Origin of the sequence: Brevundimonas intermedia (genome assembly GCF_004614235.1) — a bacterium.
GTDB classification, from domain to species: Bacteria; Pseudomonadota; Alphaproteobacteria; order Caulobacterales; family Caulobacteraceae; genus Brevundimonas; species Brevundimonas intermedia_A.
Genome location: NZ_SPVH01000002.1, coordinates 557545 through 580503, shown reverse-complemented (window position 1 = coordinate 580503; position 22959 = coordinate 557545). Strand labels below are relative to the sequence as shown.

22 protein-coding genes are annotated in these 22959 nt (G+C 68.6%); 13 read left to right on the top strand and 9 right to left on the bottom strand.

Features of this window, described 5'->3' with window-relative positions:
- Positions 1-304: 304 nt before the first annotated feature.
- Together queG and EGY25_RS04650 are read right to left on the bottom strand one after the other, a co-directional pair.
- Positions 305-1432, bottom strand: a complete 1128-nt coding sequence (gene queG / locus EGY25_RS04655) for a tRNA epoxyqueuosine(34) reductase QueG (RefSeq protein WP_135193872.1) — start codon at positions 1430-1432, stop codon at positions 305-307.
- 100 nt (positions 1433-1532) lie between these two features.
- Positions 1533-1838, bottom strand: a complete 306-nt coding sequence (locus tag EGY25_RS04650; RefSeq protein WP_135193871.1) for a hypothetical protein — start codon at positions 1836-1838, stop codon at positions 1533-1535.
- A gap of 297 nt (positions 1839-2135) precedes the next feature.
- Here EGY25_RS04650 and EGY25_RS04645 point away from each other — a divergent pair, with 297 nt between their 5' ends.
- Positions 2136-2558 (top strand): VOC family protein, encoded by a 423-nt coding sequence (locus EGY25_RS04645; protein WP_135193870.1) that lies wholly within the window; start codon positions 2136-2138, stop codon positions 2556-2558.
- Positions 2559-2631: 73 nt separating this feature from the next.
- Here EGY25_RS04645 and fzlA read toward each other — a convergent pair whose 3' ends face one another.
- On the bottom strand, positions 2632-3318 hold the full coding sequence (gene fzlA, locus EGY25_RS04640) for an FtsZ-binding protein FzlA (RefSeq protein WP_135193869.1): 687 nt from the start codon (positions 3316-3318) through the stop codon (positions 2632-2634).
- Between the two features lie 61 nt (positions 3319-3379).
- Positions 3380-4381, bottom strand: coding sequence for a cation diffusion facilitator family transporter (locus EGY25_RS04635; RefSeq protein WP_135193868.1), 1002 nt, complete (start codon positions 4379-4381; stop codon positions 3380-3382).
- A gap of 131 nt (positions 4382-4512) precedes the next feature.
- Between EGY25_RS04635 and EGY25_RS04630 the strand changes: the two genes are divergently transcribed.
- The 10 genes from EGY25_RS04630 to accD all read left to right on the top strand — a co-directional run bounded on the left by EGY25_RS04630 (position 4513) and on the right by accD (position 12042).
- The gene (locus EGY25_RS04630; protein ID WP_135193867.1) at positions 4513-5313 is read left to right on the top strand and encodes an undecaprenyl-diphosphate phosphatase; all 801 of its coding nucleotides are present in this window, start codon (positions 4513-4515) and stop codon (positions 5311-5313) included.
- A gap of 38 nt (positions 5314-5351) precedes the next feature.
- Complete coding sequence (locus tag EGY25_RS04625) at positions 5352-6263, top strand: class I SAM-dependent methyltransferase (protein WP_135193866.1); 912 nt, start codon at positions 5352-5354, stop codon at positions 6261-6263.
- Positions 6264-6405: 142 nt separating this feature from the next.
- The gene (locus EGY25_RS04620; RefSeq protein WP_135193865.1) at positions 6406-7155 is read left to right on the top strand and encodes a pseudouridine synthase; all 750 of its coding nucleotides are present in this window, start codon (positions 6406-6408) and stop codon (positions 7153-7155) included.
- A 100-nt stretch (positions 7156-7255) separates the two neighbouring features.
- Positions 7256-7504, top strand: coding sequence for a type II toxin-antitoxin system Phd/YefM family antitoxin (locus EGY25_RS04615; RefSeq protein ID WP_135193864.1), 249 nt, complete (start codon positions 7256-7258; stop codon positions 7502-7504).
- Positions 7501-7917, top strand: a complete 417-nt coding sequence (locus EGY25_RS04610; protein ID WP_135193863.1) for a type II toxin-antitoxin system VapC family toxin — start codon at positions 7501-7503, stop codon at positions 7915-7917. Before EGY25_RS04615 ends, EGY25_RS04610 begins: the two co-directional genes overlap by 4 nt.
- Complete coding sequence (locus EGY25_RS04605) at positions 7914-8555, top strand: phosphoribosylanthranilate isomerase (RefSeq protein WP_135193862.1); 642 nt, start codon at positions 7914-7916, stop codon at positions 8553-8555. Before EGY25_RS04610 ends, EGY25_RS04605 begins: the two co-directional genes overlap by 4 nt.
- 77 nt (positions 8556-8632) lie before the next feature.
- A complete protein-coding gene (gene trpB, locus EGY25_RS04600) occupies positions 8633-9835 on the top strand; it encodes a tryptophan synthase subunit beta (RefSeq protein ID WP_167762495.1) in 1203 nt (400 codons plus the stop codon).
- Positions 9832-10302, top strand: coding sequence for a hypothetical protein (locus EGY25_RS04595; RefSeq protein WP_135193861.1), 471 nt, complete (start codon positions 9832-9834; stop codon positions 10300-10302). Before trpB ends, EGY25_RS04595 begins: the two co-directional genes overlap by 4 nt.
- Positions 10299-11141, top strand: coding sequence for a tryptophan synthase subunit alpha (gene trpA / locus EGY25_RS04590; RefSeq protein WP_135193860.1), 843 nt, complete (start codon positions 10299-10301; stop codon positions 11139-11141). Before EGY25_RS04595 ends, trpA begins: the two co-directional genes overlap by 4 nt.
- Positions 11142-11151: 10 nt before the next feature.
- Positions 11152-12042, top strand: a complete 891-nt coding sequence (accD, locus tag EGY25_RS04585; protein ID WP_135193859.1) for an acetyl-CoA carboxylase, carboxyltransferase subunit beta — start codon at positions 11152-11154, stop codon at positions 12040-12042.
- Here the strand turns inward: accD and EGY25_RS04580 are convergent.
- Positions 11997-12440: a DoxX family protein gene (locus EGY25_RS04580; RefSeq protein ID WP_135193858.1), complete on the bottom strand. Its 444-nt coding sequence runs from the start codon at positions 12438-12440 to the stop codon at positions 11997-11999. The genes accD and EGY25_RS04580 overlap by 46 nt on opposite strands.
- Positions 12441-12476: 36 nt before the next feature.
- On the opposite strand from EGY25_RS04580, the gene EGY25_RS04575 reads away from it, so the two are divergent.
- Positions 12477-13763, top strand: a complete 1287-nt coding sequence (locus EGY25_RS04575; RefSeq protein WP_135193857.1) for a bifunctional folylpolyglutamate synthase/dihydrofolate synthase — start codon at positions 12477-12479, stop codon at positions 13761-13763.
- A gap of 142 nt (positions 13764-13905) precedes the next feature.
- Here EGY25_RS04575 and EGY25_RS04570 read toward each other — a convergent pair whose 3' ends face one another.
- Entirely contained in the window at positions 13906-14103 is a 198-nt protein-coding gene (locus EGY25_RS04570; protein ID WP_135193856.1) for a hypothetical protein, read from the bottom strand.
- 125 nt (positions 14104-14228) lie between these two features.
- Between EGY25_RS04570 and EGY25_RS04565 the strand changes: the two genes are divergently transcribed.
- Positions 14229-15821: a GH39 family glycosyl hydrolase gene (locus EGY25_RS04565; protein ID WP_135193855.1), complete on the top strand. Its 1593-nt coding sequence runs from the start codon at positions 14229-14231 to the stop codon at positions 15819-15821.
- Between the two features lie 59 nt (positions 15822-15880).
- On the opposite strand, the gene trxA is transcribed toward EGY25_RS04565, so the two are convergent.
- From trxA to addB, 3 genes are all read right to left on the bottom strand, one after another.
- Positions 15881-16216 (bottom strand): thioredoxin, encoded by a 336-nt coding sequence (gene trxA / locus EGY25_RS04560; protein WP_135193854.1) that lies wholly within the window; start codon positions 16214-16216, stop codon positions 15881-15883.
- Positions 16217-16341: 125 nt separating this feature from the next.
- Entirely contained in the window at positions 16342-19764 is a 3423-nt protein-coding gene (gene addA / locus EGY25_RS04555; RefSeq protein WP_135193853.1) for a double-strand break repair helicase AddA, read from the bottom strand.
- Positions 19761-22844: a double-strand break repair protein AddB gene (gene addB, locus EGY25_RS04550; protein ID WP_135193852.1), complete on the bottom strand. Its 3084-nt coding sequence runs from the start codon at positions 22842-22844 to the stop codon at positions 19761-19763. Before addB ends, addA begins: the two co-directional genes overlap by 4 nt.
- Between the last annotated feature and the right edge of the window lie 115 nt (positions 22845-22959).

Below are 22959 nucleotides of genomic sequence, written 5' to 3'. Positions count from 1 at the left end.
TCGTGGGGAGGTGGCGCGGCGCGCCTTCGCGTCGTGACGGAGGGGCTGTCGCCGCATCGCAGGCGCCTGTGGGGCGTCAAGAGCCCCTCCACCGCTTCGCGGTCCCCCTCCCCATTTCATGGGGAGGAAAAGTGCACTGCGAATTTTTTGAGCGCACTTTCGTGCAGATTTTTGCGAGCGATTTGCAGTTCTCCGGCGGATGTCAAAGACCAGGCGGGCAGTATAGCCCAGCGCGCGAGGGCGGCAGGTTAGCGGTCGCTGGTCGTCTTCAGGGCTTTGAAATCGCTGCGGTTCGTCGCGGCGACTATGCGGGTTGAGGCGTTTGCGCCCGGCGCCATTCGGCCAGGACCTGGGGGTCGGTTTCGTCCGTCGCGTCTGACAGGGCCGCGAACTCGCCGGGCGGCGTCAGTTGCGACAGCGCCCAGACGGCGGCGCCGCGCACCAGGGGCGAGGGGTCGGACAGCAGGGCTTTCGTCGGGGCGATCAGGCTTGCGTCGTCCGAGTTGCCGACGGCGTAGAGGACGTTCCGCAGGAAGCGGTCGCGGCCGATCCGCTTGACCGGGCTTTTGGTGAACAGGGCGCGGAAGGCGGCGTCGTTGAGCGCCAGCAGGTCGTGCAGGCGCGGGCTTTGGAATGCCGGGCGGGGCGCCAGCCGGATCTCGCGGGCGCTTTGCGCGAACTTGTTCCACGGACAGACCGCCAGACAATCGTCGCAGCCATAGATGCGCGACCCGGTCAGGGTGCGGAACTCGACCGGCCAGGGATCGGCGAACTCGATGGTCAGGTAGGACAGGCAGCGCCGGGCGTCGAGCTGGAACGGGGCGGGGAAGGCCTTGGTCGGGCAGGCGTCGAGACAGGCGGTGCAACGGCCGCAGTGTTCGGTCTCGGCCGCGTCCGGCTCGATCTCGGCGGCGGTCAGGATGGTCCCCAGGAACAGCCAGTTGCCGTGGGTGCGGCTGAGCAGATTTGTGTGCTTGCCCTGCCAGCCCATGCCGGCGCGCTGGGCCAGGGGTTTCTCCATCAGGGGGGCGGTATCGACGAAGACCTTGATGTCGGCGCCGTTGCGGGCCGCGATCTGGCCCGCCAGCTGTTTCAGCCGGCCCTTGATGACCTCGTGATAGTCGTCGCCGCGCGCATAGACCGAGATGTATCCGGCCGAGCGGTCGGCCAGCTGGTCCAGCGGATTGTCGTCGGGGCCGTAGTTCATGCCCAGGACGATGGCGGTCCTGGCCTCGTCCCACATGGCGGTGGGGTGCTGGCGGCGATCCAGCGTCGTTTCCATCCATTCCATGTCGCCATGCCGGCCCTCGTCCACGAAATGGCGCAGCCGCTCGCCCGCCGGCCAGGCGTCGGCCGCCGAGGCGAAGCGGCAGACATCGAAGCCGAGCTCGGCCGCGCGCTGGCGTATGAAGGTTTTCAGGCGGTCGGACACGGGGCGGGGGATAGCATGAGAGCGCCGACGCGTCTTGAGACGAGCGATTTCGGCGAAGAGGCAGAGGGCCGTGTTCGACCCTTAGCGGACTTTGGAGCATTCAGGTTTCGCCGGGCGCGGGTGTCTGCGAGATGAGAACTCGTCGGGTGTCCGGATCGATCAGGCTTTCAACGTCGGACATGTAAAAGAACGCGACCGTCTGCTGTCCCGCCGGATAATATTCAGCGGTGACGTGCTCCCAAACATCACCGAGGTCTCGCCCCCAAGCCGTCCCGTCAGAGATAAGTTGCTCGTCACCGTTCGCCATTCGAACGATAGTCGGTTGACCGCACCGGGCGGCAAGAACCTTGAGAAGCGGTGCCCCCAGGCCTTCTTTCAGTTCACCGGGTTCCTGCGGCTCCACCATCGCTTTTCATACCTCGGACGATGTCCGCTTCCCACCCCTCTCTGAAGTTCGAAAGGTCCTCTGTCGGGCGCTGCGGTCGAAAGTCTGCATTTCGGACGGGCTTCAATTCCTATTCCCGACCCTAAGCCGACTTTGTCGAGGCAGCCGTACGCGCTACTGTGGGATCGTCGAAAAAGGCAGATCGGTGTGGTTAGCCCGGTCCTCGTGAAAGCGGGTCTGTCCGTCGCTACCTGCGGCGAGTCCCCCGACCTTCAACGCGGCTTGCATGGTGCAGGCTGCGAGCAAAGGACGTGGACTATGCAACAGCAGATTTCGGTCATCACTCTGAGCGTCGCCGACTTGGCGCGATCAAAACGATTTTACGTGGACGGGTTCGGATGGTCGCCCATCTTCGAGAACGAAGAGATCGTCTTCTATCAAATGAACGGCCTCATGCTTGGGACTTGGCTCGCCGGCGGCCTCGAGGGCGACATGCAGAGGGAGGGGCTGAAGCGTCCGGGTGCTTTCAGCCTCGCCCATAACGTCCCCGAACAAGACGACGTCGCCCCGTTGATAGCTCGGCTCGCAGGCTCGGGCGGTCGAATCCTTCGGCAAGCAGATGCGCCCCCACACGGAGGGTTTAGGGGCTACGTCGCCGATCCGGACGACCACTCTTGGGAGATCGCCTTCAACCCGGCATGGCGGATCGACGACCAAGGCATGGTGATCTTCGGCATGTGAACCAAGGTGAGGCGGGCCTCGTCAGAGGTCCGCTTTCCACCCTAAGCGGTCATGAAACACGTCTGCTTTGCGTTTAAAAATCCAAATCCGCATACCAGGCCGACGGGGGCACGCCGACGAAGCGGTCGGCGAGCAGGGGGCGGAAACAGGGGCGGGATTTGAGCTTGGAGTACCAGGTCTTCAGACCGGGCCAGTTCTTCCACTGGATCTCGCCGAAATAGTCGAGCACCGACAGGTGGGCGGCGGCGATCAGGTCGGCCTGGCTGAGGCGACGGCCGGCCAGCCAGTCGCGGGCGGCGACCAGATCCTCCAGCATGGCGAGATGGGCTTTCAGGGCGTCGCGGCCCTCACGCAGGGCGCGGGCTTCGGGCGGACCCAGTTTGAGCAGGGGTTTCTCCATCCGCTCGTGCAGCAGGACGGCGTCGACCTCGTCCATGAAGCGACGCTCGAACCAGCCGGTCAGGCGGCGCGCCTCGGCGCGTTCGGCGGCGTCGGCCGGCAGCAGAAACGGGGCCTTCTGCTGATCCTCGATCCAGCCCAGGACGGCGGGCAGTTCGCACAGGACCAGCGGGCGGCCGCGATCCATCGTCTGGATCACCGGCGGCAGGCCGGACGGATTGAAGTCGTTGACCGGGCAGTCGGCCTCCCACGGACGGACCGGGGTGTCGGTCCATTCGATCCGCGCCTCGCCCAGAGCCAGGCGCGCGGCGCGCGAGGCGGGCTGGAAGGCGAAGTGGAAGAGAACGCAGGGGTCGGCCATCAGGGGTTGATGCGCCCCGACCCGTTAATGCGCGTTTACTGCATTGAAATTGGACGCAAGGTCAGGACCACGGGCCCTTTGGCGCGGGGCCGGTCGGGGCCTCGACGGCTTCGGTTTGCGCAGGCGCGGGCGTCGCGACGGCGGGAACGTCCGTCTGCGGACGGGTGCGGCCGCGCGGGTCGGCGTGGATCAGGATGTCGGCCGTGGGGAAGAGGGCCAGCACCCGGTTCTCGGCCGCGACGACGATGGCGTGGGCGGCGTCCAGGGTCTGGTGGGCGTCCAGGTCGACGTGCATCTGGATCATCATCACCTGGCCGGCCATGCGGGTGCGCAACTGATGCACGCCGAAGACTTGCGGATCGGCCAGGACGGCCTGGGTGATGGCGACGCGGTCGGCCTCGGGCACGGCGCGGTCCAGCAGATGGTCGGCGGCGGCCTTCAGCATGCCGGTCGCGCCCCAGAACAGCCAGACGGCGACGACGATGCCGGCCGCCGCATCCAGACCCGGCGCGCCCAGGAAGGCGCCCGAGATCACCCCGATCAGCACCACCACGTTTGCGGCCAGGTCAGCGGCGTAATGGGTGCGGTCGCCGGCGACGGCGAGAGAGCCGGTCTTCTTCAACGCCCGGGTCTGCATCCACACCAGCCAGGCGGTGATGGCGATGGTGGCGACCACGACGCCGGTCGCCCACCAGCCGGAGGTGACGGGGCGGGGATCGAAGATGCGCTGCACCCCCTCCCAGGCGATGAACAGGGCCGAGGCGAAGACCAGCCCGGCCTGGACCAGGGCGGACAGGGCCTCGCCCTTGCCGTGACCATAGCGGTGGTTTTCGTCGGCGGGGGCGGCGGCCCAGCGCACGGCGAAGAAGGTGGTCAGGGACGCCGCCAGATCCAGCACCGAATCCGCCAGGGTCGCCAGGATGGAGACCGAGCCGGAGGCACCGAGTGCAAAGGCCTTCATGGCGATCAGCACCACCGCGACCCCGACCGACAGGCGGGTGATGCGGCGGGTGGCCAGGTGGGCGTCTTCCAGAGGCGCAGGTGCGGGGGCGGGCGTCGTCATATGCGGCCTCTTCTCGCGCAATCATGGCGGAAAGCCAACCGCTCGCCATCCCCTCGCCTAATCGGGGATGGTTGGTCTAAGGGTGAGGCGAACCGGGGGCGTCGTGATCCCGGACCTGTTTCGGGGTTTTCATGTCGGACTGGCTGGCGGCCATCATCCTGGGTCTGGTCGAGGGGCTGACCGAATTCATTCCGGTCTCGTCCACGGGCCATATGCTGCTGCTGGGCCATTTCATGGGGTTCGAGAGTTCGGGCAAGACGTTCGAGATCGTGATCCAGCTGGGCGCGCTGCTGGCCATCGTCAGCATCTATTTCAAACGGCTGTGGGCGCTGGCGACGCGCTGGCCGTTCGACCCGGAGGCGCGGCGGTTCCTGATCGGCCTGCTGGTCGCCTTCGCGCCCGCCGTCGTGATCGGCTTCCTGGCTTACGACTACATCAAGACGGTGCTGTTCGAGACGCCGCAGGTGGTGTGCGTGGCCCTGATCGTCGGGGGGGTGATCCTGCTGCTGCTGGACCGGATGGACAAGCGGCCGAAATGGCTGGACGCCGAGGCCTATCCGATGAGGATCTATTTCCTGATCGGCCTGTTCCAGTGCCTGGCCATGATCCCCGGCGTGTCGCGATCCGGCGCCACCATCGCCGGCGGCCTGCTGCTGAAGACCGACAAGCGGTCGGCGGCCGAGTTCAGCTTCTTTTTGGCCCTGCCCACCATGGGGGCGGCGGTGGCCTATGACCTGTTCAAGAACCACAAGACGCTGGACTTCAGCGACGTCGGCCTGATCGCCGTGGGCTTCGTCGTGGCCTTCCTCTCGGCCCTGGCGGTGGTGCGGTTCCTGCTGGATTTCGTGTCGCGTCGCGGCTTCGGCGTCTTCGCCTGGTGGCGGATCGTGGTCGGGGTCGTGGGGCTGGCGCTGCTGCAGGCGGGGTTCTGAGGCTGGTCCCCGACGCCTTCACCCTCTAAGGGCGGGGCATGACCACGCTTCTCTATGGCCGCCCGCCGGTCGTCTTCGATCCGCCGGGTGATGCGACCCAGACTTCGCCCCTGATCCCGGATTCCGCCGCGCTGGAGGCGCAGGACCCCGGTTCGGCCGATACGGTGATGACCTACGCCCCGCCCGGCGTGCTGGAGCGGCGCTATGTCCTGGCCCTGGCGCTGAGGGCGTTGAAGGTCGGCGGGCGGCTGGATGTCATGGCGCCCAAGGACAAGGGCGGCTCGCGCCTGGGCAAGGAGCTGAAGGCGTTCGGCGTCGAGGTCGCCGAGACGGCCAAGGCCCACCATCGCCGCTGCATCGTCTTCAAGCCCGAGACAGCCGAGGGGCTGGACGCGGCCATCGACGCCGCCATCGCCGCGGGCGGGCCGCAGTTCGTGCCGGGGCTGGAAGCCTGGTCTCAACCGGGGATTTTCGCCTGGGACCGGATCGACGCGGGCTCGGCGCTGCTGGCCGAACACCTGCCGCCGATGAAGGGCGAGGGGGTCGATCTGGGTTGCGGCTATGGCGCCCTGTCGATCGTGGCGCTGCGTTCGCCGGCGGTGACCAAGCTGAAGCTGGTCGATCTGGATCGCCGCGCCATCCGCGCCGCGCGCGAGAACGTCACGGACGAACGGGCCAAGGTCTGGTGGTCCGACGCCCGCACGCTGGAGGCCAAGGGCGACAAGGATTTCGTGGTCAGCAATCCGCCGTTCCACGACGGCGGGGCCGAGGACCGGCGGCTGGGCCAGGCCTTCATCCGCAAGGCGGCGGAGCTGCTGAAAAAGGGCGGCGTCGCCTGGGTCGTGGCCAACCGGCACCTGCCCTATGAGGCCGAGTTGAACGCGGCGTTCAAACGGGTGCGGCTGGTGGCGGAAGCGGGCGGCTACAAGCTGTTCGAGGCGGTGAAGTGAAAGCCTCTCTCCATGGTCGTCATCCTCGCCCTCGTGGCGAGGATCCAGACTCCCGGTGTGTCCGCAGGGCGCGCGAGCGTCGGGCGCCGGGAGTCTGGATCCTAGGGACAGGCCCTAGGATGACGGGTGTGGGGGTGATCGCATGAGCAAAACCCCAACCTCCCGCGTCGATCGCCTGCTAGGTTCGATGGGCTATGGCTCGCGGGCCGAGATGGCGCGGATGGCCAAGGCGGGCGGGATCGTGCTGGACGGGGCGGACCTGACGGACGTGTCAAAACGCATTCCGGTGACGCGCGACCTGCCGACGCGGATGGAGATCGACGGCGAACCGCTGGACCCCGTGCAGGGGCTGGTGATCATGTTGAACAAGCCGCTGGGCATGACCTGTTCACACAAGGAAGAGGGGGCGCTGGTCTATGACATCCTGCCGGGACGGTGGCGGGCGCGCGATCCGGCCATTTCGACCATCGGGCGGCTGGACAAGCAGACGACGGGCCTGCTGCTGCTGACCGACGACGGCGATCTGCTGCACCGGGTGATTTCGCCCAAGCGCCATGTGACCAAGGTCTATCGCGCCGGACTGGCGCGGCCGCTGGTCGGGACGGAAGGCGAACTGTTTGCGGCCGGGGAGCTGGTGCTGGAGGGCGAGGACAAGCCGCTGGCGCCCGCCGTGCTGGAGGTCGTGACGCCGACCGAGGCCCTGCTGACGGTGACGGAGGGGCGCTATCACCAGGTGCGGCGCATGTTCGCCGCCGCCGGAAATCACGTCGAGACCCTGCACCGCGAGCGGATGGGCGGGCTGGCCCTGCCGGCCGATCTGGCGCCCGGACAGTGGCGGCTGCTGAGCCCGGAAGAGATCGCGTCGGTCTTCGAGGAACCGGCGGAGGGCTGACGATTTGTGCGGTGATGACCCTACAGCGAATTCCGAAGGCATTACGTGCCTAGGGTAGCGGGGCTTTGTGGTCGGGTCGCGAACGCGATATGGTGGCTCCATGAGCCATTATTCGGTGACAGAAGCACAGGCGGACCTGGCCCGCCTCATCGAGGCCGCCGAACGCGGCGAGTCGGTGGTCATCGACCGCCCCGATCCTGACGTCGAGGTGAAGATCGTGGCGCGGCGCATCCGTCCTGATGGGCCGAACGACATCGAATGGCTGAGGGCTGTGCGCGTGCAGCCACGTCGCGGGCCTGTGAATACGGCGGCGGCTCTGGCGGAAATTAAGGAAGAACGCGGCCGGTGAGCGTCTATCTGGACGCCAGCGTCATCGTTCCCTTGTTCGTGCAAGAGAAGACGAGCGAGGCCGTGCTTGCCTGGATGGCGTCGGTCGATAGGGCGATCGTGTCCGACTGGGCGATCGCCGAAGTCTCGTCGGCCATGTCGCATCACGTTCGGCGCGGGAGCCTGGATGTCGATGAAAGAGACTTGGCTGAGACGAAATTCAACATCTGGCTGGATCGAGCCGCCGCAGTCAGGGAAGTCGATCCAGAGGACGTGATGGCGTGTCGGTTTCTGCTGCATCGACATCCGCGATTGCGAACGCCAGACGCCCTGCATTTGGCCATCGTGCAGCGGCTGAAATGCGATCTCGCCACCTATGATCATGATCTGGCCGACGCCGCGCGTCGGGACGGGGTGAAGGTGATCGCGCCATGACGACCCAGATCAAGATCTGCGGCCTGACCACGCCGGACACCCTGGACGCTGCGCTGGACGGGGGGGCGGATTTCGTGGGGGCGGTGGTGTTTCCGAAAAGCCCCCGGCATCTCGCGCCTGACACAGCTGCGGCTCTGTTCGAACGGGCGCGGGGGCGGGCGAAGATCGTGGCGGTGACGGTCGATCCGGACGATGGTCTTCTGGAAGAGATCGCGCGGGTGCTGAGGCCCGACTTCATCCAACTGCATGGGGCCGAGACCCCGGCGCGGGCGGAAGGCGTGCGGGCGCTGACGGTGGCGGGGGTGATCAAGGCCCTGCCGATCCGGCATGGCGACGATTTCGCGGCCGCCGACGAATGGGATTATCACGCCGATCACCTGATGTTCGACGCCAAGCCGCCGGAGGGGTCGGTGTTGCCAGGCGGGGTGGGGCATAGTTTCGACTGGACCCTGCTGGCGGACCGGGCGTTTCGCCATGACTGGTTCCTGGCGGGCGGGCTGAACCCCGACAATGTGGTCGAGGCGCTGAGGATCACCGGGGCGCCCATGATCGATGTGTCCTCTGGCGTGGAAAGCGCGCCGGGTGTTAAGGACGCCGACCGGATCGCGGCCTTCATCCAAAACGCGCGCCGGACGTAATTACGACGCCTCCCTGCGTGAAAGTTGGACTCGTGAACGCCCAAACCCCCATCCAAGCCCCGTCCTCTGGTCAGCCGTTGTCCAACGCCTACGCCTGGCCGGATGCGCAGGGCCGGTTCGGGCCCTATGGGGGGCAGTTCGTCGCCGAGACCCTGATGCCGCTGATCCACGAGTTGGACGCGGCCTATAAGGCGGCTCGGGCGGACCCCAGCTTCCAGGCCGAGCTGGACGGCTTCCTGACCCACTACGTCGGTCGTGAGAGCCCGCTGTATTTCGCCGAGCGGCTGACCGAACATTTCGGCGGCGCGCGGATATGGCTGAAGCGCGAGGACCTGAACCACACGGGCGCGCACAAGATCAACAACTGCATGGGCCAGATCCTGCTGGCCCGCCGCATGGGCAAGACCCGGATCATCGCCGAGACGGGCGCCGGTCAGCACGGCGTGGCGTCCGCGACGGTGTCGGCGCGCTTTGGCCTGCCCTGCACCGTCTATATGGGCGCGGTGGACGTGGAGCGGCAGCAGCCGAACGTGTTCCGCATGCGTCTGCTGGGGTCCGAAGTCTTCTCGGTCACGGCGGGCGCCGCGACCCTGAAGGACGCGATGAACGAGGCGATGCGCGACTGGGTCACGAACGTCTCGGACACCTATTACATCATCGGCACGGCGGCGGGCCCGCACCCCTATCCGGCCATGGTGCGCGATTTCCAGTCGGTGATCGGCAAGGAGATCAAGACCCAGTCGATGGCGCAGATGGGCAAGTTGCCCGAGGCGGTGGTGGCCTGTATCGGCGGCGGATCGAACGCCATCGGCGCCTTCCACCCCTTCATCGAGGACGAGGCCGTACGCCTGATCGGGGTCGAGGCGGCGGGTCACGGGCTGGACACGCCGGACCATGCGGCGTCGCTGAAGGGCGGGCGGTCGGGCGTGCTGCACGGCAACCGGACCTATCTGCTGCAGGACGAGGACGGCAATATCGTCGAGGGGCATTCGATCTCGGCCGGGCTGGACTATCCCGGCATCGGGCCGGAACACGCCTGGCTGCACGACATCGGCCGGGCCGAATACCGCTCGGCGACCGACAACGAGGCGCTGGAGGCGTTCCAGCTGTGTTCGAAACTGGAAGGCATCATCCCGGCGCTGGAACCAGCCCATGCGCTGGCGCGGACCGGCGAAGTGGCGCGCGAAGTCGGCAAGGGCGGCGATGTCGTCCTGCTGATGTCGGGCCGCGGCGACAAGGACATCTTTCAGGTCGCCAAACATCTGGGAGTGGAACTGTGATCCGTAGTCTGCTGGCGGCGACCGCCGTCTTTAGCCTCGCGACCGCCGCTCAGGCCCAGACGCCGGCGCCCGCGCCCGCTGCACAGCAGGGCGGCCCGGCCGATGTCGGCCTGCTGAGCGGCGCGGAGCTGTCGGCCGATTGCGGCGGGCTGAACAATCTGACGGGCCGTGCCTATTGTGTGACCGCGCAACTGGGCCAGATCGGGGCTCTGGCCGACGCCTATATCGCCGATCTGGAGACCAAGGGCTGGCTGGCGGCGGGCGGGGACGAGAACCGCGTGGTCCTGATCAAGCGCCGCGAGGCCGGCGGCTGCGACGGCATGCAGATGGTCGCCTTCTACGACACCTCCAAGACCGCCGTGGCCGAACTGCCCGCCTATCTGGGCTTCGCCACCATTCCAGGCGACGTGTGCGCGGCTGCTGCTGCGACCCCGCCTGCCGCTCCCGCCGGATCGCCGCCGCAATGACCACCGCCCGTATCGACGCCCGTTTCGCCGCGCTGAAGGCCGAGGGCCGTGCGGCCTTTATTCCCTATGTGATGGGGGGCGATCCGTCGCGCGAGGAGGCGCTGGCGATCCTGAACGGCCTGCCCGCCGCCGGGGCCGACATCATCGAACTGGGCTTTCCGTTCAGCGACCCGATGGCCGAGGGGCCGCCGATTCAGCGGGCGGCGATCCGGGGCATGGCGGCCGGGTTCGGTCTGCGCTCGACCATGGATCTGGCCAAGGAATTCCGCCAAGGCGACGACGCCACGCCGATCGTGCTGATGGGGTATCTGAATCCGATCGAGAGCCTGGGCTATGACGCCTTCGCCGCCTATGCGGCCGATTGCGGTATCGATGGGCTGATCGTGGTGGACTGTCCGCCCGAAGAGGCCGGGCCGCTGATCGAAGCGCTGGACAAGGTGTCGATCTCGCTCATCCGACTGGCGACGCCGACCTCGGACGACGAGCGGCTGAAGATCGTAGTCCGGGGGACGTCGGGCTTCGTTTATTACGTCGCCGTCGCGGGCGTGACGGGCGTCAAGGAGGCGAACGCCGAGGTGGTGGCGCCGGCGGTGGAGCGGGTGCGCAAGGCGTCTGGCCTGCCGGTCGCGGTCGGCTTCGGGGTCAAGACGCCGGAAAAGGCCGCCGAGATCGCGCGGGTGGCCGACGCCGTGGTGGTCGGTTCGGCCCTGGTGGACGAGGTGGCGGCTGCGCTGGAGGCCGGCGAAGCCGTTGCGCCGCGCGTGCTGGCCCGGGTGAAGGCGCTGGGCGACGCGGTTCGATCGGTCGTCAGTAGTGCTTCCGTGGCGGAAACCGTCTAAGAGCCCGCCCATGATCGACAAGAGCAAACCTCAGGAAAAGCGCGGCGGCTGGCTGAGCCGTTTCGCGCCCGGCGTCCGCAAGATCGTGTCGCGCCGCGACACCCCCGACAATCTGTGGGTCAAGGATCCCGATAGCGGCGAGATGCTGTATCGGTCGGATCTGGAGGCCTCGCTGTGGGTCACGCCGTCGGGCAGGCATATGCGTATCGACGCGCCGACTCGGCTGAAGGCCACCTTTGACGGCGGCCAGTATGAGTCCATCGACACCCCGGACGTGCCGGAAGATCCGCTGAAATTCTCGGACGGCAAGTCCTACAAGGATCGCCTGAGCGCAGCGCGCAAGGCGGCGGGTCGCAAGGACACCATGGCCATCGGCTATGGCGTCGTCGGCGGTCAGGAGGCCGTGGTGATCGTTCAGGACTTCACCTTCATGGGCGGGTCGCTGGGCATGGCGGCCGGCGAGGCCTTCATCAAGGCCGCGCGCGAGGCCGTGGCCCGCAAGGTCCCGATGGTCTGTTTCACCGCCGCCGGCGGCGCGCGGATGCAGGAAGGCGCCCTGTCGCTGATGCAGATGGCGCGCACGACCCTGGCCATCGAAGAGCTGAAGGATGCCAAACTGCCGTACGCCGTGGTCCTGACGGATCCGACCACGGGGGGCGTGACCGCCTCCTACGCCATGCTGGGCGACGTGCATCTGGCCGAACCGGGCGCCCTGATCGGCTTCGCCGGTCCGCGCGTGATCGAGGCCACCATCCGCGAGAAACTGCCGCCGGGCTTCCAGCGCGCCGAATATCTGCAGGAAAAGGGTATGGTCGACCGGGTCGTGACCCGCGCCGACCTGCCGCGCACCCTGGGTCAGATCCTCTCCATGCTGATGGGCGGCACGCGCGCCGCCGCCTGAGACCGCTTGAAGGGCCAGTCGATCGCGGTCGAGGCCCACAGGCACCACCAGATTATGACCGGCTGAAACAGCAGGCGCGGGCCGTGATAGGCCCAGACTAGACCTGTGCCTGAGTTCAGGCCGTCCATGGCGTGCTGGATGTTGGCCGGATAGACGCCGACGCAATAGAGGGCCAGGGCCCAGCCGGCGAAGACACGCAGGCGCGGGATGATCAGCCCCGCCGCGCCCAGCAACTCGGCCAGCCCCGTCAGCGCCACGACCAGGGCGGGGTCCGAAACCCACTGCGGCGTGATCCGCACGAAGGGGCCGGGAACCATCAGATGCAGCACGCCGGCGCCCAGGAAGACGGCCGACAGGACGATGCGGGCCGCCGTTCTGATGTCCGGCCTGGAAGTCATGTCGCGGTTCTCGAAATCAGGAGTTAAAGGAAGCGGATGGATCCCGTCTCCGAACGTCTACGTGCGCGCCACCCCCAGCGGATCGATCTGTCGCTGGATCGGATGCGCGTCCTGTGCGCCGCCCTGGGCGATCCGCAACACAAGTTGCCGCCGGTGATCCATGTGGCGGGCACCAACGGCAAAGGCTCCACAGTCGCCATGATCCGCGCCATCGCCGAGGCTGCGGGGCTCAAGGTCCACGCCTATACCTCGCCCCATCTGGTGCGGTTCAATGAGCGGATCCGGCTGGCCGGCAAGCTGATCGAGGACGAGGCGCTGAACGCCATCCTGGACCGGATCGAGGCCGTGATGGCGCAGACGGGCAGCGAGGCCACGGTGTTCGAAAGCACCACCGCCGCCGCCTTCCTGGCCATGGCCGAGACGCCGGCCGACCTGGCCATCATCGAGGTGGGCCTGGGCGGGGTGCTGGACGCGACCAATGTGATCGAACGGCCGCTGCTCAGCGTGATCACCCCCGTCGATTACGACCATGCGGAGTTTCTGGGCACGGACCTGGCGGGGATCGCCTCGGAGAAGGCGGGGGTGCTGAAGGCGGGCGCGCCGGCCGTGATCGCGCGCCAGCGCGAAGAGGCGATGGCGGCCATCGAACGTCGGGCGGCCGATGTCCATGCACGGCTGACGGTGCTGGGGGTCGATTTCGACGCCTGGGCCGAGCGCGGCGGGCTGGCGTTCCAGACGGCCGAACTGTTCATGGACCTGCCGGCGCCGGCCCTGGCAGGCGCGCACCAGATCGACAATGCGGCGTTAGCCGTGGCGGCGGCGGTCGAGCTGGACCTGCCCGAAAGCGCCATCGCCGAAGGGCTGAAGGCCGTGCGCTGGCCCGCGCGGCTGCAACGGATTTCGGCCGGACCTTACGGCGAGGCGGCGCGGGCGGCGGAGGCCGAGCTTTGGCTGGACGGGGGGCACAATCCCCATGCCGCAAAGGCGCTGGCGGCGTTTCTGGCCGAGCGTCAGGCGCGGGCGCCGCGTCCGCTGGCCCTGATCTGCGGCATGCTGTCGAACAAGGATGCGGGCGGGTTCTTCGCCGCCTTGAAGGACAGCCAGGCCACGGTGTTCACCGTCGGCTTCGACGGGGCGGCGGCCGAACCCTTGGCGCTTGCGGCTGTGGCGCGCGGGCATGGACTGGCGGCGACGCCTGCGGGATCGGTCGGCGACGCGCTGGACCTCGCGCTGCGCCTGGGCGCCGGCCGCGTGGCGATCTGCGGGTCGCTGTATCTGGCGGGCGAGGTGCTGGGCGCCAGCCGGGAGACCTGGCCGGATTGAACCTCTCCCTCCCCTTCATGGGGAGGGGCGGCGAAGCGAAGCGCAGCCGGGGTGGGGAGGTTAGAACGTCGCTCACGTCCTTTCGGGCCCCACCCTGATCGCTGCGCGATCGTCCCTCCCCATGAAGGGGAGGGAGAGTTTTTTATTTGCTCATCCAGGGGCGGGATTTGCCAGCCGCGATGCGGGCGTTCTGTTCGCGCTGGAAACGGCCGCCGCGCGGAGCCTGGGGCCGGCCGTCGAGCTTGGCGTTCTTCAGGCGCAGGGCCCGCTGAACCGAGGTCTCTTCCAAAGTCTCTTCGGGCTTGGCGGGATCGGCGGGGATGTCGTCGTCAGCGGTCATGAACGGTGTCTAGCACACCTCGACCCCAGATGCCCTCGCTCGCGCGAGAACGATCCGCCGCATTGCGATCCCATAGTGATAGCGCTAACAATATTGAAAATATAAATGTCGGGACGAGGCGCAGTATGAAACGCTCTGGATGGAACAGCCTTCTGCTGGCGGGCGCCGTTGCGGTGCTGGGCGGGTCATACGCCGCCGCGCAGGCGCCGACCGAGGCGGGACAAGCCGTCCCCCGAACCTTGACGATAGACGCGGCCTCGCCGGGCAGGCCTCGTGACCGCATGGCCGAGTTCTCGGTGGGCACCGACTATCCGGGCACGACGATCCGCGAGGACGCCCTGTCGCAGTTGAAGACGGTGCGCGACGAGCTTGGGTTCCGCTACATCCGCTTCCACGACATCTTCCACGACGACATGGGCGTGTATCGCGAGGTGGACGGACAGCCGGTTTATGACTGGACCCGCGTCGATCAGCTTTACGACCGCATGCTGGGCATGGGGATCAAGCCCTTCATCGAACTGGGCTTCACGCCGGATGCGATGAAGACCTCGGACCAGACCATCTTCTACTGGAAGGGCAACACCTCCCATCCGCAGCCCGAGAAATGGACCGGGCTGATCGACGCCTTCGTTCGACACCTGATCGACCGTTACGGCGCGGAGGAGGTGCGGTCCTGGTATTTCGAGTTCTGGAACGAGCCGAACCTGGACGGCTTCTGGGAACGGGCCGATCAGGCGGCCTATTTCGACTATTACGGCCGTACGGTTCGGGCCATAAAAGCCGTGGATCCGACGCTGCGGGTCGGCGGGCCGTCGACCGCCGGTGCGGCCTGGGTTCCAGAGTTCCTGGCCTATGCCGACCAGCATCAGCTGCCGGTCGATTTCGTGACCACCCACACCTATGGGGTCGAGGGCGGTTTCCTGGATGAGAAGGGGGAGGGCGACAACAAGCTGTCGCGCGCGCCCGACGCGGTCGTCAGCGACGTGCGCAAGGTGAGGGGCGAGATCGAGGCCTCGACCCGGCCGGGCCTGCCGCTGTTCTTCACCGAATGGAGCACCAGCTATAATCCGCGCGATCCGATCCACGACGACTATTTCGGGGCCTCCTATATCCTGACCAAGCTGCGCGAGAGCGAGGGCCTGGTTCAGGGCATGAGCTACTGGGCCTTCAGCGATCTGTTCGAGGAGCCGGGGCCGCAGACCAAGCCGTTCGACGGCGGCTTCGGCCTGATGAACCCGCAGGGGGTGCGCAAACCGACCTTCTTCGCCTACAAATATCTGAACAGCCTGGGCGACCGGGAGCTGGCGACCGGCGACGCCCAAAGCATCGCGGCGCTGAAGGGGGACACGGTTCAGGTGCTGGCCTGGCGTTATGAACTGCCGGATCAGCCGATCAGCAACCGGCCCTTCTTCCGTCAGGTGCGCGAGCCGGCGGCGGCGGCGCCGCTGGACGTGGTGGTTCAGAACCTGACGCCCGGCGTCCACCGCGCGACGGTGCGGCGGGTCGGGTTCCAGTCCAACGACGCCTATACGGCCTATCTGGAAATGGGCGCGCCGGCCGCGCTGGACGCCGCACAGTTGCAGCGGCTGAACGACCTGACGCGCGATACGCCCGAGGTCCGGTCCGTCACCATCGGGGCCGACGGGCGGGGGCGCCTGAGCGTGCCGATGAAGACCTATGACGTGGTGCTGGTGGAGATCGACCCGGCCCGTCCGTAGAACGAAAACGCCCGCCGGTGTGAACCAGCGGGCGTTTGAACTTCAGCAGAGCGAAAGGATCAGGCGTCGGCCTTGACGCCGGCCTCGGCCAGCCATTCGACGATCTTGCCCTTGGGCATGGCGCCGACCTTCATCGAGGTCATCTGGCCGTCCTTGAACAGCATCAGGGTCGGGATGCCCTTCACGCCCAGCTTGGACGGGGTCATGGGGCTGTCGTCGATATTGATCTTGGCCACAGTGACCTTGCCGCCCAGTTCGTCGGCGATCTGCTCCAGCGCGGGGCCGATCTGTTTGCAGGGGCCGCACCATTCGGCCCAGAAATCCACCAGGACGGGGGTGGAGGATTTCAGAACGTCGGCGTCGAAGCTTTCGTCGGTGACTTTAACTGTCGCCATGAATGGTCTCCCTTTGTGGCGCTAACGCTTGGCCCGCAGGGCCTCGCTGCTTGAGCGCCGAATTGTGGCGCGCTGGACGGCTGCCCAGCGTTCAGTCGCAGATGTGGGAGCGAATCGCGGGCAATTCAACTGTCCGCCAACGCCGCGTCCAACATCGCGTGCGGGATCGGCATCAGCTTGGGGCCGTCGGTCCAGACCAGGGCGGCCTCGACCGGGCGGTCGGGGTAGAGGCGTTTCAGCACGGCGATATAGACGGCGGCCTGCAAGACATAGGCGGGATCGACCCGGTCCAGGGCGTCCGGGGCGGGGCGGTTGGTCTTGTAGTCGACCACGAGCACCCGGTCGGGCGTGACCACCAGTCGGTCGATACGGCCGTTGATCGCCACGCTGGACGAGCCAGGCAGGGCGCCGGTCAGAGCGACCTCGGCGCGGGAGCCGGGACCGAAGACCGGGGCGAAGCGGGCGTCGTCCAGCACCGAGAAGGCGGCGGCGATCATCTCGGCGCGCTGGGCCTCGTCCAGATCGGTCTCGCGCGCCAGCAGGCGCCGCGCGGCGTCGGGGCGGTCGGCGGGCGCGATCTCTGGCAGGCGCTCCAGCAACCGGTGGATCAGGTCGCCGCGCCGGAACCGGCCCAGCGACGCCCCGCCGGCCGCGCTGCGAGCCAGGGGCGAGGGGGCGGGGATGCGGATCGACCCCTCCATCCGCGACGGCGCGGCGAAGCGGGCGGCGGCGTCGGCGGGCGGCGGGGCGGCGGCCCAGGCGGGAAGGGCGTCGGCCGATTGAGCGACGGCTGCGGCGACGGGGCGGCGTTCGGGATCGACGCCGAAGCGACGCACGCCGTTCTCGACTTCGCGCACCTGATCCCCCAGCCGGTCGAAGGTCTCCTCGATCACCGACCACCAGCTGCCGGGTTCGGCGCCCCGGCTGGAGGCGCGGCCCATGACGATGACCCGGTCGCGAGCGCGGGTCAGGGCGACATAGAGCAGACGCAGGGTCTCGTCGTCGGTGCGGGCCTGGCGCGCGGCGCGGGCGTCGGCCGAGGCGGGACAGTCGTCCTTGGCCGAGCCGGGGGCCATCAGCCAGGCCTCGCCTTCACCTTCATCGGTGACGGCGGGCATCAGGGACGGGCCTTGAGCCTTCGCCTTCATGGTGGTGTCGGGCAGGATGACGATGGGCGCCTCAAGCCCCTTTGCGCCATGGACGGTCATGACGCGGACCTCGCCGCGCGCCCCCTCCAGTTCGCGCTTCACCTCGACGTCGGCGGCTTCCAGTTGGGCCAGGCAGGTCTCCAGATCGACGCCCCCCCGGTTCTCGGCCGCCAGAACCTGATTCAGCGTCTCGTCTATGGCCTCTTCCGCCTCGTGGCCCAGCCGGGCCAGGATGCGGGCGCGGCCGGATCGGCCGGTGTCGTCCACCCGGTTCAGAGCTTGGGAGAAGAAGGCGAAGGGATCGCCGCCGCGCGCATCGACGGCGGCCTGCAGCGCGTCGCGGGCGCGGATCCATTCGGGGCGTTCGTGCGCCCGGTCGCGCAGGTCGCGCCAAAGCTGGCCGGACTTGCGGTTCTCACGCCCGGCCAAGGCGTACAGGCCGTCCTCGTCCACGTCGCACAGGGGGCTGCGCAGCACCTCGGCCAGGGACAGGTCATCGTCGGGGAAGAGGGCGAAACGGGCCAGGGCGATCAGGTCGTCGAAGACGATGTGGCTGGACAGTTTCAGCCGGTCGGCGCCGGCGACGGGCACGCCTTCGGTCTTCAGCGCGCGGATGATCTCTTCGAAGGTGGCGTCGCGGCGGCGGACCAGGACGATGTAGTCGCCGTATCCGGCAGGGCGCAGGTCGCGGGTGCGGCTGTCGAAGACGGCGAGGCCGCTTTCGACCTGGCGGCGGATTTCGCGGGCCAGGTCGCGGGCCAGCCGCTTGCGGGCGCTGCCGACGCTTTCCTGATCGACCGGATCGTCCCAGGCGTCGGTCTCGGGCGCGGGTTCGTCCAGGAACAGGGGCCACAGGTCGATGGCGCCGTGCTGGCCGACCCGCGCGGGGATGTGACGGGCGATGTCGCCCTGGGGACCGGTCAGGGCGCGGGTGCGGTCGGGATCGGCGAAGACGGCGTCGACGAAGGCCAGCACCTCTTCGGTCGAACGGTAGGAGGTGTTCAGGTCTGGCCCCGCGAAGGGTTCGCCGGCGCTCTCGGCCAGAGCCAGGAAGTCGGCCCGTTCCTGGCGCAGACGCTCCGGCCGGGCGCCCTGGAAGGAGTAGATCGATTGTTTCTCGTCGCCGACGGCGAAGACAGTGCGGCCGGAAGTTTGGCCAGAATAGAACTCTCCGGTCAGGGCGCGGACGATGGCCCATTGTTCGGGGGCGGTGTCCTGGGCCTCGTCGATCAGGACGTGATCGACCCCGCCGTCCAGCTTGTACAGCACCCAGGCGGCGGCCCCGCTGCGGGTCAGCAGGGCGGCGGCGCGGGCCACCAGGTCGGGGAAGTCGAGCGCGCCCTTTGACCGTTTGGCGGCCTCGTAAAAGGCGGCGTGGGCGCGGGCTAGGGTCAGGACCTTGATCGTGTCGTCGGCGATCCGGGCCTTTCGCAAGGCCTCGCGAGTGGCGAGGAATTGGGTCTGGAGGTCCAGCAGCCAGCCGACGGCTCCCTGGGGCGCCGACTTGGTGCCCATTTTGGCGCGGGGCTCGCCCTTCTCCGTGCAGAAGACTTTCGACAGAGCCGAAAACCCGGCGTAGGGCGGGGCGGCGACGCTCATGGCGTCGGCGATCTTGCGGTCGTTGGTCGAGCCGGTCTCCATGGCCTCGGCCATGCGGTTCCACTCGCCGGGATCGATGAAGGCGACGAAGTCCTGTTCCAGATCTTCGGGACTGCGGCCCGCCTCGGCGCCGGTGAGGGCGTAAGGGTCGGGCGCGGTTCCGGCCTCGGCGCGGTCGATATAGTCCAGCAGGTCGGCGCGCTTGGCCTCGATCATGGACAGCAGGGCCTGGAAGCGTTGCCAGTCCAGCTCGACGGCGAAATGGCTGTAGGCCTGGCCGATGGGGCCGTCCGGATCGGCGACGGCGGCGCGGGCCAGATCTTCGCGCGCGGCATGGCTGAGGGCGGTCGCGGCCTGGTCTTCCAGCACGGTGAAGCGGGGCGAGACCCCGGCCTCCAGCGGGAACCGCCGCAGCAGTTTCTCGCAGAAGGCGTGGATGGTCTGGATCTTCAGGCCGCCGGGCGTCTCCAGCGCGCGGGCGAACAGTTTGCGGGCGCGCGACAGGGCGGCGTGATCCATCGCCTGCGGGTCGCCGTCGTCCAGCCGGGCCAGTTCGCGCGACAGGGCGGCGTCGTCCAGCACGGCCCAGCCGCCCAGCTGATCGAACAGTCGGGCCTGCATCTCGGCGGCGGCGGCCTTGGTGTAGGTGACGCACAGGATGGCGCCGGGATCGACCTGGTCCAGCAGCAGCCGCGCCACCCGGTTGACCAGGGTGGTGGTCTTGCCCGAGCCGGCGTTGGCGGTGACGAAGACGGTCAGGCGCGGGTCGGCCGCCACGATCTGGGGAGAAGGAGAGGTCATTCGCTGTCCTCGCCGTCGCCGATCACCGACCATTCCCAGACGCGGGCCAGATGGTCGTAATTGCCGCCCTGATTGCCCATGAACTGGGGCGCAGCCCAGGAGACATAAGGGGTGTTCTCGTCGTCGAAGCGGGCGACGCGACGCTTCAGCCCGTCCAGCGCCGCCTGGGCCAGGTCGGCGGCCTCAAGGCCTGAGGCGCGGGTGATGACCTCGCCCGCCGTCTTGCGCCCGACCACGCGGACATAGGTCAGTTCGTCGGGCGTGACCGGGCCGTTGGTGCGTTGGAACCCGCCGTCGGCCAGGATGGCGGCGGTCAGGGTCAGTTGGGGGGCGAAGCCGGACTTGACCTGTTTGGCGGACGGAGCCGCGCCGGTCTTGAAGTCCATCACCGCCGCCCCGTCGGAGGCCAGTTCGATCCGGTCGGCGAAGGCCTTGACGGTGAAGGGTCCGGCGGGGGCGTCGAAGGTCATGGCCCCCTGTTGCTCGACCAGGATGTCGACGCCCCGCGCGCGGCGGCGGCGCTCGAAATCGGTCAGCCAGCGGGCGCAGTTGCGGGCCAGGGGGGCCTCGCGGGCCATGGCCGCATCCTCGAACCCGCGCGCGCCCAGTTCGCGCAGCAGATGGTCGTGCAGGATGGATTCGCAGTCGTCGGGCAGGTCGTCAGGCCAGTCCAGCGTCAGCCGTTCGATGGCCGCGTGCACGGCGTTGCCACGGGCGAGCGCTTCGGCAGAAGCGCCGGGACGCTCCATCGCCTCCAGCCCCAGCACCCACAGGGCGTAGATGGCGTAGGGGTCGCGCACCCACCGCTCGATCCGGGTGACATAGAGGCTGCGCGGACGGCGATGCACCGGCGGGCGCGGCTCGGGTCGTTTGGCGAAGCGCGGCGGTCCGGGCGGGGGTGCGTCCAAAGCGCGGGCCCAGTCGATGACGGCGGCCGGCCGGGCGATGGCGACCGGCGTGTCCTTGGCGTCTGCGCCGCGCGTCAGCATCTCCAGCCGCCACAGCCAGCGCGAACGCACGGCCGGCTGGCCGCCGCGCCGGTCGCTGTGGACCAGGATCACCTCGTCGGCGCAGGCGGCCTGGACGAAGTCCTGCGCCGTCTGACCCAGGCGGCGTTCGGGCGGGGGCAGGCCGAGCGCTTTTCGCATCGGGCGCGACAGGAAGGGATCGGTCGGCGCCGCCTGGGGCCAGACGCCTTCCTCCAGCCCGGCCAGGATCATCCGGTCGGCGCGCACCAGGCGGGCCTCGATGGCCCCGAGAATCCGCAGCGACGGATGGGTCGCCCCGCCGGTCCGCACGACGTTTTCCTTGACCAGGGACGTGACCAGTTCGGCCAGTTCCGCGCGGCGGATACGGCCCAACGACGCCCCGCCGTCGATCAGGCCGGACAGGAGGCCGGCTGCGGCCTCGCCGTCGGGACCGGCCCATGCGTTCTGGCCCGCCAGGGTTTCGATCAGGCGGGTCAGGGCCGAGGCGGCCAGGTTCAGATCGGCGTCAGGCGTGAAGGCGGCGGTCGCGGCCTCGACGGCGGTTTGCAGATGATCGACCAGGCGCGTGGCGGCCGACAGGCGCTCGCGCTTCCACTCGGGCGGGGCCTTGCCGCGCCGGTCAGGCTGGACCGCCTCCAGCAGGCGGCGATGGATGGCGGCGAAGTCGCGCGGGCGGGGGCCGCGCAGGGCGTGTTCCTCCAGCGCGGCGACGGCGGCAGCTTGAGCGGCGTCGCCCAGGTCGAACCGGGCCAGCGGATGTTTGACGACGGCCAGCAGCAGATGGGGCTGGACCGGATCGGCGATCCAGCGGGCACACAGATCGACCAGGGCGCCGGCGGGCAGGCGCGACAGGGGGGCGCCGGCCGAGGAATCGGGGATGACGCCCCAGCGTTCCAGACGGGCGGCGACACGGCGACCCAGGGCCTGATCCGGCGTGACCAGGGCGCAGGTCCGGCCGGGCGTTTCCAGCGTTTCGCGCATCATCAGGGCGATGGCGGTCGCGGCCTCCTCCTCGGCGCGGACGGTCAGCAGAGACAGGCCCTGAAGCCCCTCTGCGATGGGGTCGCGGGCCTCGCCGCGCGCGACGGCGGCCGAGCGGATGTTGCGGATGGCGCCGCGCCAGTCGTCGGTGGCCTCTGCCGGACGCAGGGCCTCGTTGACCAGTCGCTGACGCGCCAGGCCACGCGCCTCGAAGGCCGGAGAGACGGCGGGGCGGAACCAGGGGCGAACGCTCTCGCGTGCAATCTCGCAGCGATCCAGCAGCCGTTTCATCGCGCTTTGCGGATGCTGTTCGTCCAGCCGGTCCCAGACGGTTGGGTCCAGATCGAGGTCGAGGCCGGGCAGGACGACGCAGCCCAGCGGCGCCTTGGCCACGGCCTTCAGCACGTCGCCGGCGGCGGGGACGGTGCCGGTCGAACCGGCGGCGATGACGGCCTGCGTCGGGGGGTGGGCGTCCCACAGTTCGGCGAGGCGGCGCAGCAGGGTGGCGCGGCGCCAGGCCGGATCGACCAGACCCAGTTCGGCGAGGCGTTTGGGCCAGGCGGTGACGGCGAGGCCCAGGAACTCGGCCGACCGCTCCCAGTGTTCGGCCATCTCGCCGTCGACCAGGGTCGCGATCCGTTCGGGGTTGGGGATTTCTTCCAGCTGGCAGGAATCCAGGAAGCCGCCGAGCGCATCCGCCAGGTCCAGCGCGCGCATTGGCGTCAGCGTGTTGTCGAACTGTTCGACGATCATCCGCGCCATCTCGAACCGGCGGGTCAGGGCGGGGATGGAGGGCGGCAGATCCAGGCCCAGGGCGCCGGGGGTGAAGGGCGGCTCGTCCTCTTCCAAATCGCCCAGCGGGCGGACCTGGGGCAGCAGGATGGGCCGGTCGCCCGACAGTTTCGACAAGGCGCCGGTGAAGGCGCGGGCAGCCCGGCGGTTGGGCAGCAGGATGGTGGCGTCGGACAGGGTCTCGGGCGGCAGCTCGCCCAGCCAGGCCAGGACGCCGGCGGCCAGGTCCTCGAGGAACGGCCGGTGCGCGGGGATGGCGTACCAGCGGGGGCTGGACGCCGAAAAGGGATCGAAGGACACGGGGGCGTTCACCGTCATGCCCCGCCCTCACAATCCGTCATCCTAGGCCTTGTGCCTAGGATCCAGAGACTCCGTCGAGGCCGGTGGGCCGCAATCGACACCGGGAGTCTGGATCCTCGGGACAAGCCCGAGG